The sequence below is a fragment of the Arthrobacter sp. Soil_C_49 genome (genome assembly GCF_057656635.1).
Genome location: NZ_JBDGJZ010000012.1, coordinates 1 through 17359 on the forward strand (window position 1 = coordinate 1; position 17359 = coordinate 17359).

12 protein-coding genes are annotated in these 17359 nt (G+C 64.2%); 5 read left to right on the top strand and 7 right to left on the bottom strand.

Annotated features, from left to right (window positions below):
- Positions 1-191: 191 nt before the first annotated feature.
- From AC3A4Z_RS17075 to AC3A4Z_RS17105, 7 genes are all read right to left on the bottom strand, one after another.
- A complete protein-coding gene (locus AC3A4Z_RS17075; RefSeq protein ID WP_498712836.1) occupies positions 192-1874 on the bottom strand; it encodes an ABC-F family ATP-binding cassette domain-containing protein in 1683 nt (560 codons plus the stop codon).
- A 93-nt stretch (positions 1875-1967) separates the two neighbouring features.
- Positions 1968-3956 (bottom strand): penicillin-binding transpeptidase domain-containing protein, encoded by a 1989-nt coding sequence (locus AC3A4Z_RS17080; RefSeq protein WP_498712837.1) that lies wholly within the window; start codon positions 3954-3956, stop codon positions 1968-1970.
- A 73-nt stretch (positions 3957-4029) separates the two neighbouring features.
- Positions 4030-5478: a phytoene desaturase family protein gene (locus AC3A4Z_RS17085; protein ID WP_498712838.1), complete on the bottom strand. Its 1449-nt coding sequence runs from the start codon at positions 5476-5478 to the stop codon at positions 4030-4032.
- Positions 5471-6928, bottom strand: coding sequence for a glycosyltransferase family 87 protein (locus AC3A4Z_RS17090; RefSeq protein ID WP_498712839.1), 1458 nt, complete (start codon positions 6926-6928; stop codon positions 5471-5473). The genes AC3A4Z_RS17085 and AC3A4Z_RS17090 overlap by 8 nt, the downstream gene beginning before the upstream one ends.
- Positions 6929-7052: 124 nt before the next feature.
- Complete coding sequence (locus AC3A4Z_RS17095; protein ID WP_498712840.1) at positions 7053-7193, bottom strand: hypothetical protein; 141 nt, start codon at positions 7191-7193, stop codon at positions 7053-7055.
- A gap of 593 nt (positions 7194-7786) precedes the next feature.
- The gene (locus tag AC3A4Z_RS17100; RefSeq protein ID WP_050057129.1) at positions 7787-8371 is read right to left on the bottom strand and encodes a histidine phosphatase family protein; all 585 of its coding nucleotides are present in this window, start codon (positions 8369-8371) and stop codon (positions 7787-7789) included.
- Positions 8368-9873, bottom strand: a complete 1506-nt coding sequence (locus tag AC3A4Z_RS17105; RefSeq protein WP_498712841.1) for a CCA tRNA nucleotidyltransferase — start codon at positions 9871-9873, stop codon at positions 8368-8370. Before AC3A4Z_RS17105 ends, AC3A4Z_RS17100 begins: the two co-directional genes overlap by 4 nt.
- A gap of 207 nt (positions 9874-10080) precedes the next feature.
- Here AC3A4Z_RS17105 and AC3A4Z_RS17110 point away from each other — a divergent pair, with 207 nt between their 5' ends.
- The 5 genes from AC3A4Z_RS17110 (at position 10081) to trxA (ending at position 16122) form a co-directional block, all read left to right on the top strand.
- Positions 10081-10581, top strand: a complete 501-nt coding sequence (locus AC3A4Z_RS17110; RefSeq protein WP_050057127.1) for an NUDIX hydrolase — start codon at positions 10081-10083, stop codon at positions 10579-10581.
- Between the two features lie 61 nt (positions 10582-10642).
- Positions 10643-12787 carry a murein biosynthesis integral membrane protein MurJ gene (gene murJ / locus AC3A4Z_RS17115; protein ID WP_498712842.1) on the top strand — a complete coding sequence of 715 codons (2145 nt, stop codon included), beginning with the start codon at positions 10643-10645 and terminating at the stop codon, positions 12785-12787.
- Positions 12788-12952: 165 nt separating this feature from the next.
- A complete protein-coding gene (locus tag AC3A4Z_RS17120; RefSeq protein WP_498712843.1) occupies positions 12953-14545 on the top strand; it encodes an ABC transporter substrate-binding protein in 1593 nt (530 codons plus the stop codon).
- Positions 14546-14797: 252 nt separating this feature from the next.
- The gene (trxB, locus tag AC3A4Z_RS17125) at positions 14798-15754 is read left to right on the top strand and encodes a thioredoxin-disulfide reductase (protein ID WP_498712844.1); all 957 of its coding nucleotides are present in this window, start codon (positions 14798-14800) and stop codon (positions 15752-15754) included.
- 41 nt (positions 15755-15795) lie between these two features.
- Positions 15796-16122 (top strand): thioredoxin, encoded by a 327-nt coding sequence (trxA, locus tag AC3A4Z_RS17130; protein WP_050057123.1) that lies wholly within the window; start codon positions 15796-15798, stop codon positions 16120-16122.
- Positions 16123-17359 lie beyond the last annotated feature (1237 nt).

Consider the following 17359-nt stretch of genomic DNA (forward strand, 5'->3'; position numbering starts at 1 on the left):
CGGTGCAATACCGGGCCCAGACCCTCGCAGCCTAGAATCCCATTTAGCCAGTCCAACCACCGGGGACCAGTTCACTTGTGCGGACTAACGGCCAACGCTCTCTCACTTGACGCGCCTCAAGCACCAGCGCTCCCGCACCGGTGCGGGAGCGTTAGCGAAAAACGCGCATTAAGTGAGAGAGGGTTGTGGGGTCAGCGGGCGCGTTCCACCCGCTTCTCGTCCCACACCGGCTCGTCCGATTCGTAGACCTTCCCGTCGGATCCGAACACCAGGAAGCGGTCGAAGGTCCGGGCAAACCAGCGGTCGTGTGTGACGGCGAGGACGGTGCCCTCGAAGTGGTCGATGGCCCGCTCAAGGGCCTCCGCGGAATGCAGGTCCAGGTTGTCGGTGGGCTCGTCGAGGAGCAGCAGCGTGGCACCGGAGAGCTGCAGCAGCAGGATCTGGAACCGAGCCTGCTGCCCGCCGGACAGTGATTCGTACTTCTGCTCTGATTGCCCGGCCAACCCGTATCCGTCGAGTGCGCCCGCTGCCGCCTCACGCCCCAGCCCGGACCGGTGCTCATCGCCGCGGTGCAGGATTCCCAGCAACGTCTTGCCCAGCAGGTCCGGGCGGACGTGGGTCTGGGCGAAGAAGCCCGGCCGGATGCGGGCGCCGAGTTTCACGGTGCCCTCGTGCGGCACTTCGGCGATCTCGACGTCGGACACGGGCAGGTGCTCCCGCTCCGGATCCGTACCGCCGGTGGCCAGCAGCCGGAGGAAGTGGGATTTGCCCGAGCCGTTGGATCCGAGGACGCCCACGCGGTCGCCGAACCACACTTCGGTGGAGAAGGGCTTCATCAAGCCGGTCAATTCCAGCTTCTCGGCGACGATGGCCCGCTTGGCGGTGCGGCCGCCCTTGAGCCGCATCTGCACGTTCTGCTCAATGGGCAGCGCCTCGGGCGGCCCGATCTCCAGGAATTTTGCCAGCCGGGTCTGGGCGGCGTGGTACCGGTTGGCCATGTCGGAGCGGAACGCCGCCTTGTTTTTGTACATGTTGACGAGTTCCTTGAGCTTGGCGTGCTCCTCGTCCCATCGCTTGCGCAGTTCCTCGAAGCGGGCGTTCCGGTCGGCGCGTGCCTCCACGTAGGAGCCGAAACCCCCGCCGTGGATCCAGGCTCCGGCCCCGTTGATCCCGGGCTCGAGGGTGACGATGCGTCCTGCGGCGTTGTTCAGCAGCTCACGGTCGTGGCTGATGAAGAAGACCGTTTTCTTGGACTCGTTGAGCTTGTCCTCAAGCCAGCGCTTGCCCGGCACGTCCAGGTAGTTGTCCGGCTCGTCGAGCAGCAGCAGGTCGTCAGGGCCGGCAAACAGCGCTTCGAGCACCAGGCGTTTCTGCTCACCGCCCGAGAGGCTCGACGCCGGGCGGTGCTGCGCGCGGTCAAAGGGCAGTCCCAGCGCGGCCATGCAGACTTCGTCCCAGACGGTTTCGACGTCATAGCCGCCGGCGTCCCCCCAGTCCACGATGGCCTGGGCGTAGCGCATCTGGCTGGGCTCGTCGTCGTGCTCCACCATCGCCAGCTCCGCCTCGTCAACCTCGCGGGCAGCAGCTGCAAGGGCCGGCGGTGCGACGGAAACCAGCAGGTCGCGGACCGTCGAATCATCGCGGACCTGGCCTACGAACTGGCGCATGATGCCCATGTTCCCGGAGCGGCCAATGACGCCCTCGTCCGGTACCAGGTCTCCGGCGATGATCCGGAACAGCGTGGTCTTGCCGGTGCCGTTGGGCCCGATCAGAGCCGTTTTGGTGCCGTCCGGGACCTTGAAGGTCACCCCGTTGAGCAGCTGTGTGCCGTCGGAGAGGAAGTAATCAATGCCGGAAACGTCAATATGGGCCACACGTTCCATCTTCCCACGAGCCAAGCACCCGATTTTTTGTCCAGCTAAGCCGACTTAGTGGGCCTGCAAGCCTGCATATCTGGACAAAAATTCCTAGCCGGCGGCGGTGAGGAACTTCTGCAGCAACGGGCCGGAGGTTGTTGCGCCCAGGCCGCCGTCCTCCACAAACACAGCCACCGCGAGGTCGCCGTGTACCGCCACAATCCAGGCGTGGGTCTTGGGCGGATTCTCGTTGCCGAACTCCGCAGTGCCGGTCTTGGCCCCTACGGGTGCGCCAGGAACGCTGGCGAGGAAACCCGCATGGCCGGACGTGACCACTGCACGCATCATGTCCGCGAGCTTCGCCGCTTCCTCAGCGGTGATGGGATTCCCGGAAGCCTGGGACGGCGCCTCGGCACTGGCTGTCGCTGAAGGCTGCGCGGGCGGTACAGAGGACCCGCTGGTGGTTCCCTCGGCGGCAGCACCGGCGTCGGGATTCAGGACAAGCTGCGGGGCAACCGGAGCACCCTTGGCAACTGAGCCGGCCATCATGGCAGCGGCCAAGGGTGAGAGCAGCACCTTGCCCTGGCCAATCATGGAGGCGGCATGTTCGGTGCCGGCGGCCTCGCCGGGGACGGACCCCAGGAAGGCATCGGCGCCGAGGGTGGGCGCTTCAACAGCAATACCCATCGCCAGGGCTGCTGCTTCAAGCTGGCCCTGGGAGACCTTCTCCCGCGCCGCAATGAAGGCCGTGTTGCAGGAGTGCGCGAAGGCATCGCGAAGAGTCACCGAACCCAGGGAGCTCTCCGGATACCCTTCGGCGTTTTTGAAGGTCCGCCCCTCCACGTTCAAGGTGGGTGTGCACTCGACCTTCGAATCCGGGGTCAGGCCGTTCCGGAACATCGCCAGCGAGTCCACCATTTTGAAGATGGAACCCGGTGCGTACTGGCCCAGCATGGCGGTGTTGTAGCCGTTGCTGCCCGGCCCTGACGCGGCGGCCAGGACGGCGCCGGTGGATGGCCGCAGCGCCACAATCGCGGAAGCCGGTTCCACGCCTTCAAGGGTGGTCTCGGCCAGCGATTGCAGCGTGGGATCCAGGGTGGTCTTGAGCGGTGTTCCCGGCGTGGGCTTCAGTTCAAACAGCACCCGGCGCGGGTCCGTGGCGGCGGACTGGATCTGTTCCCGCGTCAGGTCCGCCCGCTGGGCACGGATCACGACGGCGTCCGTTCCCCTGAGCTGTTCGTCGTACTGTTGCTGCAACCCGCCAATGCCGGTGACGTCGCCCGCTGTCAGCTCGCCTTTCGATGCCTCGATCTGCTCGGCAGTGGCTTCACCGACGGTGCCGAGGACTGCCCGGGCAAACGTGCGGCTGGGAGCAAGCGGCATGCTGGCGGGAATGGCGCGCGCTCCGGGAATGGCGGCAATCTGCTCATTGGTGATGGTTCGGCCTTCGTCGCGCAGCGTTATCGCGGACACAAAAGCCTCGGCACCGGAGGCCTGCACCTGCTGGGTGTACGCGGCGGGATCCACTCCCACGAGGGCGGCCAGCTTGCCGGCGGAATCAGCGGGATCCGCCGCGCCCAGCTGCGGTTTGTCGATGCCGACATTCACCACGGGGCGGTATGTCACCAGGGGCACGTCGCCGGCACCCAGAATGTCCGCGCGCTGGGGTGACTGTGACCCCTTGGTCAGGATCTCGCTGTCCGCCAGGCCCGGGGCCAGGGCGGCAGGGTCCCAGACGGTGAGCCATTTGTCCCCGGACTTCTTGAATTTCGCGGACAGGGTGTACTTCCATTCGGCACCGCCGAAGTTCCAGGTGTAATTCAGAGGTGCTGAGGCATTGTCGCCCTCAAGCGTGAGTTCACCGGCCTCAACAGCTGGCTTCGAGGGGTCAAGGCCGGCGAAAACGCTCTTCAGCTGATCATTCGCGGCTGCCGAATCCTTACCGTCGAAGGCGACCGATCCCACGTCCAGCCCGGAGACGGCGGTGGCAAGCTGTTTGGCGGCGGCTTCGGCGCCGCTCCTGCCGTCATCGCACGCCACCAGCGATGTTCCAAGAATGACGGCAGCGATGCCCAATGACAGTTTTGTAGATATCCCCATCGCGCCATTATCTCCCGGTTTCTGCGGTCAGTTTTGCCAAGGGCCGAGGAGGCGGCAGGGGATGCAGCAGGGATCAGGCTCCGTCGAAGCCCAATGACGGGATCCCCGCGCCAAATATGTCCTGAAGGGCATACCTTGCGGCATGGAAGCCCGGCATGCCTGTAACTCCGGGGCCGGGAGGGGTTGAAGAGGAACAAAGGTAGACCCCGCGCAACGGTGTCCGCCAGGGGACGCGGGAGACGACGGGCCGCTGGACCAGGTTTAACAGGTCCATGGTCCCGGCGCTGAAGTCCCCGCCCACGTAGTTACGGTTGTACTTCGCCAGTCCCGCCGCGGTGATGGCTTTGGACTCCACCACCAGGTCCCGGAAGCCGGGGGCAAACCGTTCGATCTGGGCCGTCACTGCCTCCGTCATGTCCCTCGTTGATCCGGCGGGGACGTGGCAGTAGGCCCAGAGGGTGTGGTGGCCGGCGGGGGCGCGGCTGGCGTCGAAGCTTGACTGCTGGGCCACCAGTACGTAGGGCCGTTCCGGGTGTTTGCCGGCGCTGACCTCGTTCTCGGAGCGGGCAACTTCTGCACGGGTGCCGCCCACGTGGACCGTTCCGGCGTCGGCCAGTTCCGGTGCCGTCCACGGCACGGGTCCCGAAAGGATGAAGTCCACTTTGCATGAGCCGTTCCCGTACCTGAAGGACTCCAGAGCCCCCCGGTAACTCGTGGGAAGGGCATGGCCAGCCATGTTCAGCAGCCCTTGCGGGGCCACGTTCAACAACGTGGCACGCGCAGGGGGAAGATCCTCAAGCCGGTCAATCGGAGTATGGGTGTGGATTACGCCCCCGTGATTGATGAGGTCCTGGGCCATGGCCGCAGCGATGGACGCTGATCCGCCTTCCGGAATAGGCCATCCGCCCGCGTGTCCCAGTGCCCCCAGCATCAACCCGCCGCCGGAAGCTGCGAGGGACGGCTGGTGGGAGATGGCATGGGCGGCCACACCGGAAAGCAAAGCGGGTGCCAGTTCTTCCTTGAACCGCGCGTTCCATACTCCTGACCCCTGTTCCAAAGTCCGCAGCCCGAAGATGCCCGCCGCCAGCGGGTTTCGGGGGAGGCGCAGAAGCTGGTTCTGCGTAAAGTCCATAACGTCGTCGATCCGCTGGACGAGGGGGGCCATCAACCGCCGGTACGCTTCGCCGTCGCGTCCCAGTCCCTCAGCCGTCTTGTCCAGGGACCGGTAGGCGAGGGCGGCGCGTCCGCCATCCAGGGGCGAGCCGTAGGACAGCTCGGGGGTGATGAGGTTGACCCGGCGGAAAAGTTCGAAGGCCTTGAAGAACGGGGACGCGACTGCCATCGGATGCACCGCCGAGCAGACATCGTGCAAATGCCCGGGCTGCATCAGTTCACTGGTCCGGGTGCCCCCGCCGATCGTTGCGCCGGCCTCGAAGAGTTCCACTGACAGGCCGGCACGCGCCATCACCACGGCGGCGGCCAGTCCGTTGGGTCCAGCACCCACCACCACAACGTCAGGCATTGGATCTTTCCTTCCACGGGAGGAGGGAACCGGCAGGGCTTAGCCGGAACCAGTCAGGCGCACCGGCGAAGGGGCCGCCCTGCGGATCATCCAGGTGGTGCCGCCGGATGGGATCGTAGTCCGGCTTATAGATGTCCCAGGTCACGCGCAGCATCAGGTAGCCCACCGCCGCCATGTGCGCAGCCACGGCAAGGACGTAGTAGGGCATATCCAGGTTGTGCTGGGAGGAACCTGCGCTGGTCACCTGTCCAAGGTACATCCACACTGCTGCCCAATGCAGGCCTTCGATCCCTTGCCAGATCAGGAATTCATGCCAGCGCGGCCTGGCCAGCGCAAGCAGGGGGATCAGCCACACCACATACTGCGGTGAATAAACCTTGCCGGTCAGGATGAACGCCGCCACGATCAGGAAGGCAAGCTGGGCCAGGCGGGGCCGTTGCGGGGAGGTCAGGGCGACTGCGGCGATGGCGGCGCAGGACAGCAGAAAAAGGCCGGGGGATAACAGGTCGACGGCGGCCGGGCTGATGGGGAACCACCGCAGCCGGTCTGCAACCAGGTTGTAGGCAAACCAGGGCGAGCTGTAGCCGGCATCGCGGTCGGCGCTGAACTGGAAGAAGTAGAGCCACCCGGCAGGGTTGGCGGCGGCGAAGGGGAGATTGGCGGCCAGCCAGGCACCGGCGGCCGCCCCCGCCGTGACAAGGAACGGACGGAACCGTCCGGTGCGGAGGGCAAGGAGCAGGATGGCGCCCAGCACCAGCAGCGGATAGAACTTGGTGGCCGCGGCCAGTCCAATAAAGACGCCGGCAAGCACCAGCCGTTGCCGCGAGAAGAAGTACATACCCACGGCGAGCAGGGCCACGGCCCACATGTCCCAGTTGATGGTGCCGGCCAGCACGATGCCGGGGGCCACGGCAACCATGGCGGCATCCCAGGGCCGCCTGCCGGTCATCCGGGCGGTGGCCAGGACCGCCACCACGGTGACAGCGGCCACCAGCGTGACGTTGATGTCGAAGTAGCCGAGCACCCGCGCATCCGATATCCCGTTCCCCGGGACCAGCCGGGCCGTTACCCCGGCGATCAGGGCGGTCAGGGCAGGATACTCAAACTGGCTTCCGGCACCAAGGATCGGAAACGTTCCTTCCGCCAGCCCCCGGTTCCGGAACAGCTCGGGAAAGTCCGAATAGCAGGTGGCATAGAACTGCGTGGGGGATTCCCAGCCATTAACCCGGCAGTACCCCTTGACCAGGATCCCGGCGAGGGCAGCCAGGACCGTCAGGATGATCAGGACGCGTTCAACGGTAAAGATCCCGGGCGGGATGATGCCCGGCGCGGAGCGGGTTCCCAGGGGGCCGCCGATGACTTCAGTGAAGTTGCGCAGGAGACTGTCACTGCGGCTGGGGACTACCAGCCGGGACCGCCCTCCATGCTCCGGCGGCTGGTTCTCCTGCATGCCATCGAGCTTACCGAAGCCTCCGGCGTTATCGAGGGCACGGCAAGGAGCCCACGCGCCACCGCGTGGGCTCCTGTGCCGCTTGGAAGTGCTTCATTCGGTCCTCCCGGCCCCGGTCCAGGGGTCAGCGGAGGCCGCTCATTTGCTGGTGCATCAGGACGAATACGTCTTCCCGCCGCTTTTCCAGCAGGGGACTGTTGAACTGCCGCCGGCTGGTGCGCCTTCTTCGTTGGGGACTGAGGAACTGTTGAAGTTTCTTGATCATGGTGGTCACCTCCTTTCGAATTGATAGGCCCGAAAAATGGGCGCGACAATTAAACCCCCATAGCACCGTATGGAGTGGTGAATTGGGGCGCAGCAGATTGCACTGCAATAGGACAATGTGAATTAGCCGCGGTTTATCGGCGCGGAAATGCCACTAAATGAGCACCGTGTTGAAGCTGCGGAATAGGCAGCCAGTGGGGGCTAAAAGAGGGCAAGTTATCCCGTGATGAAGTGGTGCCCACAGGGTCACCAGATGCACTTAGGGGAAAGACATCCGCGCGGGCAAGCCGCAGCACCGCCGCCGGCGTCAGAGCCGGCAGGAGGCGCAGGGGCTAGGAGCCGGCAGGGCCCCGAAATCGGCGTGCAAACGCATCAGAGGCCGGGGCCGCGGTGATGGCAGTCTTCCATCCGCTAGTCAAAGTAATCATTTTCCCAACCTCCTTTTCTGCTCTGCCGTTGTTCAAGCTGACTGCTGAAGCAACGTGCGCCGTGACCCCGGCAAGAGGCTCTGGGGTCAGGAATAAAACTACACCACGGTTATGGCCCGTGGCTACCTAATTCGCAATACTTTTCAAAAAGTTGGGGAATTACTTCCTAAAGGCCCCAGCGGACAATTGCCGGCGTCCTTTTATCCCAGCCCAAGGTGCACACTTTCGCAGTGCCGAGAATAAAGTGCCGCCCTTCCGCGGGCGGGAGTTCAAGCCAGCGGGCCGTCAGGATCCGGGAGAAGTGCCCGTGGGCCACAATCAGCACGTTATCCATTCCGGATTCGAGCACGCGGCCGATGATTTTGTCCGCCCTCGCCGCCACCTCGTCGAGCGTCTCACCGTTGGGCACGCCGTGGGTCCAGATGAGGTAATCCGGGTTGTCTTTGCGGATGAGGTCCGAGCTGATGCCTTCGTAGTCACCGTAGTTCCATTCCACGGCGAGCGGTTCGTGCTGCGCATCCGGGAAACCTGCGAGTTCGGCGGTGCGCCGGGCGCGCCGCAACGGCGATGTCAGCACCAGGTCGAAATCGACAGGGTCCAGCACCTTCCGGGCCTCCACCGCCTGTTGCTCGCCTTCCACAGTGAGCGGCAGGTCAGTGAGTCCGGTGTACTGCCCGCTCTTGGACCACTCGGTCTCGCCGTGGCGCAGGATCCAGAGCTGGGGGCGGGGGGCTAGGGCAGGGTTGGTCACTTGGACTCCTTAGGGGAAAGGTCGACGGCGGCAGGAGAGGTTCCGGTCCCGGCTGCGGCAGGTGCTGCTTCAGGCTGTTCGGCCCACCAGCGGAGGAGCTTGGCCTCCGCTTCCTCCGCGGGCAGCGGTCCGTGTTCCATCCGCTCGTTGAGCAGGAATTTGTAAGCCCGGCCCACTACCGGCCCCGGCTTCAGGTCCAACAGCTCCATGATGCGGGCTCCGTCGAGATCGGGGCGGACTGCATCCAGCGATTCCTGTTCCCGCAGTGCGGCGATCCGTGCCTCGAGGTCGTCGTAGGCGAAGGCCAGGCGCTCGGCCTTCCGCTGGTTCCGGGTGGTGACGTCGGAGCGGGTCAGCCGGTGCAGCCGTTCCAGCAGCGGCCCGGCGTCGGTGACGTAGCGGCGCACTGCCGAGTCGCTCCAACCCGCGTCCCCGTAACCGTAGAAGCGCATGTGGAGTTCCACCAGACGTGCCACCGCCTTGATGGAGTCGTTGTCGAACCGCAGCGCCTTCATCCTCTTCGTGGTGAGTTTGGCACCCACCATGTCGTGATGGCGGAAGCTCACCGCGCCGCCCGGTTCGAAGCGCCGCGTAGCCGGCTTGCCGACGTCGTGCATCAATGCTGCGAAACGCAGCACAAAGTCCGGCCCCGGCACGGGGCCCTCTGCGTCCGTTTCCAGCTCCGCCGCCTGCTCCAGCACCTGGAGCGAATGCTGGTAGACGTCCTTGTGCCGGTGGTGTTCATCGGATTCGAGCCGCAGCGCGGACACCTCCGGCAGCACAAACTCCGCCAGCCCCGTTTCCACCAGAAGGTCAATCCCCGCCCTGGGCTGCGACCCACAAATCAGCTTGACCAGTTCGTCCCGGACCCTCTCGGCGGAAATGATGGTGATCCGTTCGGCCATCTGCGTCATGGCCTGCCGCACGTCGTCGCGGACCGAGACGCCCAGCTGCGCGGCAAAGCGGGCCGCACGCATCATCCGCAGCGGGTCGTCGGAAAATGACGCCTCGGGCGCCCCCGGCGTCGCGAGGACGGAGGCATGCAGGTGCTTCACGCCGCCGAACGGGTCCACCAGTTCCAGGGACGGCAGTTTGAGGGCCATGGCGTTAATGGTGAAGTCCCGGCGGAGCAGGTCGTCGGCCAACGACGAGCCGAAGGCCACCACGGGTTTACGCGACTCAGGATCGTATGCCTCGGCCCGGTAGGTGGTGATCTCGATCTGGAAGCCGGCCTTGCGCATGCCGATAGTGCCGAAGGCGCGCCCGATCTCCCAGTAGTTGTCCGCCCACCTCTTAATAAGGGCCACCGTCTGGTCCGGCGTGGCGTCCGTGGTGAAGTCCAGGTCGGGCGAGGTCCGGCCCAGGAAAAGGTCACGCACCGGCCCACCCACCAGGGACAGTTCGTGGCCGGCATCCACAAAGCGCTGGCCGAGCTCCAGGACCACCGGGGCCACCTGGAAATCGACGGTGTGGGATTCAGTCTTGTGATGTGCGTGCGCCATAGTTACTTAAGCTTGTCAGAAACCAGCAGCGGCGCAGGCCAAAATTCTGTCAAGATCCTGCTGATTCCGTCCGCGCCCGGCAAAGTACGTCATATGCCGTCCATGTTGATGTCATGTTCCGGTCATCACGGAGGGGCAACAGTCGTTAGAGTGGACTCCATGGCCCATCCAGTACCGAGCGCTCCAGGCAGGAGGACAAACGCACCGTTGCCGTCGGCAATCGGTGCGCATGTTGCGCCTGCCCAGCATTCGGCACCGGCCTCGCTGCCTACGGTGGAGGAAGTCTCCGCCGGCGGCGTCGTAGTGGACACGTCCGACGCCGAACTGAGGGTGGCGATCATCGCCCGCCTTAACCGCGGGGGACGTTTGGAATGGTGCCTGCCCAAGGGGCATCCGGAGGGCAAGGAAAACAACGAGCAGGCCGCTGTCCGCGAGATTGCCGAGGAAACCGGCATCGAAGGGGACATCCTCGCGCCGCTGGGAAGCATCGACTACTGGTTTACCGTCAGCGGCCACCGCGTCCACAAAACGGTTCATCATTACCTCCTGCGTGCCACCGGCGGCGAGCTCACCATCGAGAACGATCCGGACCAGGAAGCGGTGGATGTGGCCTGGGTTCCCATCCAGGAACTCGCGCGCAAACTGTCCTTCCCCAACGAGCGCCGCATCGCCGACCTCGCCCGGGAAGTCCTCCCCGAACACCTGTAGGGCCGCACCGCCGGCACCCGCAGTGCGGTAATCGGCTGCGGCGGGTGAGACGATGAACTCGATGTCAGCTTCCAATTTTCCTTCCGACAGGTCCAGCCGGCCAGATGACGCGGCGCCCGACGGCGTCCCTCCGGAGCCGGCCGCACCCGATGTAGCCCAGCCGGGCCCTGCAGGTGCAAGCGAAACCCGCTCCAGCGCCATCATGGCCGCGGGGACGCTGGTGTCGCGTTTCCTGGGCTTCGGCAAGACCTGGATGCTGGGCACGGCCCTGGGTCTCGGATCCACGGTCAACGACACGTTCATCAATGCCAACAACCTGCCCAACCTGATCTTCCTGCTGGTGGCCGGCGGTGTGTTCAATGCCGTCCTGGTGCCGCAGATCATCAAGGCAAGCAAGGCTCCGGACAGGGGTGCGGATTACATCAGCCGGCTGCTGACGCTGGCTGTCCTGCTCCTGCTGGGGCTCACGGCCCTGGTGACGCTGGCCGCGCCCTGGGTCATTGAGCTCACCACGCAGGGATATTCGCCGCAGCAGAAGGCACTGGCGGTAACGTTCGCCTTCTGGTGCCTGCCCCAGATCTTCTTCTACGGCCTCTACGCCCTCCTCACCCAGGTCCTGAACGCCAACGGCGCGTTTGGGCCTGCCATGTGGGCGCCCATCCTCAACAACCTGGTGGCGATCGCCGGGCTGGGCATGTTCATCTGGATTTTCGGCACCAACGAGTTCAGCCCGCATACCCTGGACAACTGGGGTGACACCCAAACCCTCTTCGTGGCCGGCTTCTCCACCATTGGAGTGGTGTCGCAGACAGCCATCCTGATGATTCCCGTGATCCGGTTGAAACTGGGGCTCCGGCCGCGGTTCGGCTGGCGCGGTGTGGGACTGGGCCAGGCAGCGAAGCTGAGCGTCTGGACGCTGCTGACGGCCGCCGTCGGGCAGCTTGCCTTCCTGTACGTCATGCGTATCGCCACCATTCCCGGCGCGGAGCGGCTCCGGCTGCAGCAGGCGGGCGACCCCGCAGCAAGCATGCTGCCGGGCAACGCGGTGCTGGAGGTGGCCAGCCAGCTGTACCTGCTGCCGCACTCCATCATTGCCCTGTCCCTGGCCACGGTCCTGTTCAACCGGATGACACGGGCGTCCCAGGACGGCAACCGGGCCGAACTGCGGGACGCTCTCTCGCACGGCCTGCGGACCATGGCGGTCGCCACGGTTTTCGGAGCCTTGGCACTCTTTGCCCTCGCGGGCCCGCTGGGCATGTTCTTCTCCGGTGGCATCCGCCAGGACGGCGTGATGCTGGCCCAGACACTGACCATCCTCGCCCTCAGCACCCCGTTCATGAGTGCCAACTTCATGATGTCCCGCGTCTTCTACGCCAACGAAGACGCCCGCACGCCGTTCTACATCCAGCTGCTGCTCGCCGTTGTCTACGTGGCCGGGGCGTTTGCCATCCAGTTCCTGCCCGTCAACCAGATCATCTATGCCATCGCTGTCCTTTACATGGTGGGCAACATTCTCTCGGTGGTCATCAGCGCGTACTTCCTGCGCCGGCTCCTGGGCCACCTGGACGGGGCACGGATCGCCAACTCCTACATCCGGATGGGCTACGCCGCGCTGGGTTCCGCCATCGCTGGTGCGGGCGCACTCTGGCTCATGGGCAGCTACAGCCCGGCAGGTTTCGCCTGGCACGACCGGATCACAGCGCTGATCACGGTGATCGTGGTGGGCCCGGTCATGCTGGTGGCGTACTTCTTCCTGCTCAAGTTGTTCCGGGTATCAGAACTGAGCGACCTGCTCCGGCCCCTGATGAGCCGGCTGGGGCGCGGGGGACCTGCCGCGCCATCCGCGGACGGCGGGGAACCGCCGTCGGACTCTTCACCGGATGCGCCCTCCGGAGACCGTCGCCCAGCCGCGCCGGAGCGCGCCACCACCTCGGTGGACACCGGCCTCATTCCGCGTATTTCCGGAGAGTTCGACGCCGTGTCCTTCCGTGCAGGCCCCGCTCCGCAGCGGGACGGGTCCCCGCAGCCGCCTGCCGATGCCGGCACCGGGACGTCCGACGGCGGTTACCTCCCCAGTGAGGACCAGCCCAGTACCGCACGGGGCGGCTTGCTGCGTGAACAGATCCCGCTGCCCGGCCGGCGCACCTTCCAGGGCAAGGCCGGCGAGAACCCGCATTTCAAGCCGCGGCGGCCACGGAAAAAGTGATGCTGCGGCGGTTTCCCGCTGCCTTTGTCCACGGTCCGTTGGGCGGGATCGGCTAGGATCGAAAGGGAACAGGGGTAGTTACATTCAAGGGTCAGCCTGGCGCTGGCCCCTTGACGGTGGTTGCGTCACCCGAGCCGGCGATACCGGACAGTCTAGGAGGAACACGTGTCCAACCCGATCGATGTCGGATCAGTACTGGGCGGCCGTTACAAGGTCACAGCCACCGTATTGGCCTCGCACGACCACGATCTGGTGCTGGATGGTGTGGACCAGGTGCTTAACCGTCCGGTCAGCATCCTGGTTGCCGGCCCCGAGAACACTGAGCAGGTCGCCCAGAGCGCCCGCGAAGTTGCCACGGGGGAGCGTCCCGGGAACGTCCAGGTGCTGGACCTCGGCGTCACCGCCGCCGCCACGTACCTCATCACCAACCACACCTCCGCCGCAGACCTGTTGGATCTTGTAGTGGCGTCCAACCCTCCGTACGTCGAGCCGTTCTTCACGGACACTTTGGGCAGCGAGATTTTTGGGCAGCCCCGTTCCCATGAACCCGAGCCCTACGACGATGACGAAGAAAACGTCGACGCCGGTTACATCAAGTACTCGGACACCCACCCCAGCCAGGTTGATCCATACCGTACCGCGCCCGTAGTACCGCCCCGGGCGCCGGCACGTCCCGCGGCGGCCCCCGCCGCTGGGCGCAGGCCTTCCGGCTCCTCTGCGCTGGGTGGGGCTGCCGCTGGCGCCGCTGCCGGCGCCGCTTCATCGGGCGTTTCGGGTCCGTCCACCAGGCCCGCGGTTCAGTCCGAGGAGCCGGCCACCGCCAGCTTCCCGTCGAGCGCTTCTGACCAGGACGAGGCCTTCGTCTCCCCGGCCGGGTCCGGATCCGGGAAACCGAAGGTCTCGCTGTGGTCCGAGGACGACTACGCCAATACCGGTGACCAGGACCTATACGAGGACGCCCCGGTGGAAGAAGACCCGCGGCCCGTCAAAAAGAAGTCTCCGGTCTTTGCACGGCAGGCGGCTCCCGCCGCTGCTTCAGGCGCCGCCGCAGGTGCCTCGTACGCCGGTCGGGATGACTATGACGACGACGACCAGGATGCTCCCGAACGCCAACCGCGATCCATGCGCTGGCTGGTGGGCGGGCTCCTGGCCGTGGTCCTCATTGCCGGGCTTATTTTCGCCGTAACCAATCTTGGCAGCCTGTTTTCTTCGCAGCCCCAGGCCAACCCGACTGCTGCCGGCACTATCAGCAATGCGCCCGAAGGCTCTTCTGCGGCGACCCCCGCGCCAACTTCCGCACCGCCTGTTGTGCCGCCCGCCATCGAAGAAGTGAGCCGGCAGGGCAACTTCGACTTCGCCGCCACGTTCGACCGGGACTTGGTGAAGGCCTACGACGGCAACGCTGCCAGCTACTGGTCAGACATGGAATTTGCCACCGAAAACTGGGGCGGCCTCGCACCCCAGGGTGTGCCGCTCGTGGTCAAGCTAAAGAGTTCCGCCACTGTCTCTTCCATCACACTCTCGCAGCTCGGCGGCTCCGGCGGAAACATCACCGTGTACACCAACGACCGTCCGTCCATCGACGGGGCCAAGGCTGTTGGAACAAACAGCTTCACCTCCACGGACCTGAACATCCCGCTGGCGGAGCCCGTACAGGCACAGTATGTGATCGTTTCGATCAATTCGCTGCCCCGGCTGGCCGCTCCCAAGACGCGTTATGGATACGGCCTCCGACTTGCCGAGATCAAGGTCCAGTAACGCCTGACCGCATTGTCCGGGTCTGTCGAGCCGGCCCGGTTAAGTGCCGCCGTCCGCACCAGCGGACGGCGGCACTTTCGTTTTGCATGGGGACGGTAATCTTGAAAGAGCGCCTGACGGAGCTGGCGTAGTGCTGCCTGCCGGCATTCCTCCGTGATTGGGCGCCGGAATATTCAGCCAGCAGTATCAGTTGTGCCATGTGGCCGGCCTCCAAGGCGGGGCGCGTCTAAAAAGGAAGAGGTTCACCGTCCAGTGACCATCGCAGAAAACACCGCGTCGGATGTACGTGATGTCATCATCGTCGGCTCCGGCCCGGCTGGCTACACGGCAGCTGTCTACACTGCCCGCGCCAACCTGAAGCCCCTTCTGCTGGCAGGTTCCGTCACCGCCGGCGGGGAACTGATGAACACCACTGACGTGGAAAACTATCCGGGATTCCCGGAAGGCATCATGGGTCCGGACCTGATGGAGAACTTCGAGAAGCAGGCCGCGCGCTTCGGCACCGAGATCCAGTTCGAGGACGTAACGTCGCTTGAGCTGGATGGACCCGTCAAGAAGGTCACCATCGCGACCGGTGAAACTTTCCAGGCAAAGGCAGTAATCCTCTCCACCGGCTCCGCCTACCGCGAGCTTGGCCTGCCCAACGAAAAACGGCTTTCCGGACACGGCGTTAGCTGGTGTGCAACCTGCGACGGTTTCTTCTTCAAGGACCAGGACATCGCAGTCATCGGCGGGGGAGACTCGGCCATGGAAGAGGCACTGTTCCTCACCAAGTTTGCGAAATCGGTAACGGTTGTTCACCGCCGCGACTCGCTCAAAGCGTCCAAGATTATGGCAGACCGCGCGCTGGCCCACGAGAAAATCAACTTCATCTGGAACAGCACTGTTGATGACGTCATCGGCGAAAGCAAAGTCACCGGACTGAAGTTGAAGAATCTGGTTGATGGTACGGTTTCCGATCTTGCCGTCACGGGTGTTTTTGTCGCGATCGGTAACGATCCCCGGACCGACCTTGTGAAGGACGTCCTGGAGCTGACCCCCGCGGGCACCATCGCCGTCCAGGGGAGGAGCTCCAAGACGAGCCTTCCCGGCGTCTTTGCTGCCGGAGACGTTGTTGATCCCACGTACCGCCAGGCCATCACTGCGTCCGGTTCAGGCTGCGTAGCAGCCATCGACGTGGAGCATTACCTCGCAGACCTGCCCGCCTAAATCTGTAAAGCGATATTGAAGAGGAAGAGAGAAACAAGGTTATGAGCAACGCCAAAGATGTAACGGACGCAAGTTTCGGCACGGACGTACTGTCCTCTGAAAAGCCGGTTATTGTTGATTTCTGGGCCGAATGGTGCGGTCCCTGCCGCAAGCTTGGCCCTATCCTCGACGAGATCTCCGTGGAGTACAGCGAGAAGGTCGATGTTGTGAAGCTGAACGTTGACGACAACCCCGCCATCGCGGCCGAATACGGCATCACTTCCATTCCTGCCGTTTACCTGTTCCAGGGCGGCGAAGTGAAGAGCACTGTTATCGGCGCAAAGCCAAAGCAGTTCTTCGAAAAGGAATTTGCCGACGTCCTTTCCTAAGCAACAGCAGGTGCTGGCGGTTCAGCATCTCTAAAGGGTGGCCACTGCTCGTTCGAGCGGTGGCCGCCCTTTTTGTCGTCACCATGCGCCTCAGCATGCATTGGTAGTAGCGCCTGCCTGCTACTGGTCCGCCGGTATTGGTGTGGTGTCATCGCTGGAACCTGAGCTTCTCTTCACTGGTCTGGCATCTGTCACCAATCACATGTCCAAGTGACCGCCGCTTTATTGCCCGCGCTCGGCTACGGCCTTTCGTTTCACGTGAAACTGCCGCCGTGCTGGAAGGTTTCTATGTTTCACGTGAAACGGCAGGCACTATATGGAGGCGCGAAGAAGGGCTCAGATCCCGACAGCCCTGGGCCCCGCGCACCAAATAGGAGACGGACCTCTACAGTCATCGGATCTTGAACTCCTGTCCACCACTTCACCGAGACCTCACCTTCTCCATTATGGGGAAGCAACATTCCGAGATGTTGACGTCAGCGGTTGATATTGGCCGGTCGACTCGCGGACCGCCCCTCCACACGTATGTTGAGCTCGTAAGCAGGCTGCGGGGGCTTATCACAGTTTTCCTGATTCGAGGATAGAGTAACGGTCACTTGAGAGGCCGACTGGAGCATTGTCGCGGTCATCCGCTGTTGGTCATACCGTTCGTAGCCCTGGCCAAGGGGAGGCTGCCTGGGACCTATCGGCGGCGGACCGCGGTGGGCAGTGCATCGGCCCGCTACTAGACGAGGTCTTTCTGACTGTTAGACCTGTCTCCTTGGTGCTGCCGCCGCATTGTTTCACATGAAACCGGGGGTGCCATCGCACGAACGCCGCGAGGATCACGGGCTGTCGCAAGCTGACTGTGTGCCCACCGCCCACCGCTACATACTTCGTTGGCCCTGTCGTTTCGGTGAGGACAGCAACGGGGGCCTCTACTGGCGCGACCCCTTCGCGGAGCACAAGCCTGCCACCATTTCCACAACTTACACACAGTCATCGTCCGAAAGCACCTCCGTCCAGGAGAAGGGCGAGATAGGAGAGGACTCATCGCGCAGTAGCCAAGGTCCTGGGACGTGATCCCTGGATGTGGGGCATCAGAGTTGAGCCAAATAGACGTGCCGGTCTTGGAGTTGTGGGCAAACGCGAAGTCCGCCGGGGCTAGGCGCGAAATTCACGTTGTGCGCATATGCAGGGCACGTCCCAGTGCCGCCCTGCACTCAGTCGCGATCCTCGCCAGGATGCAATAGTGGTC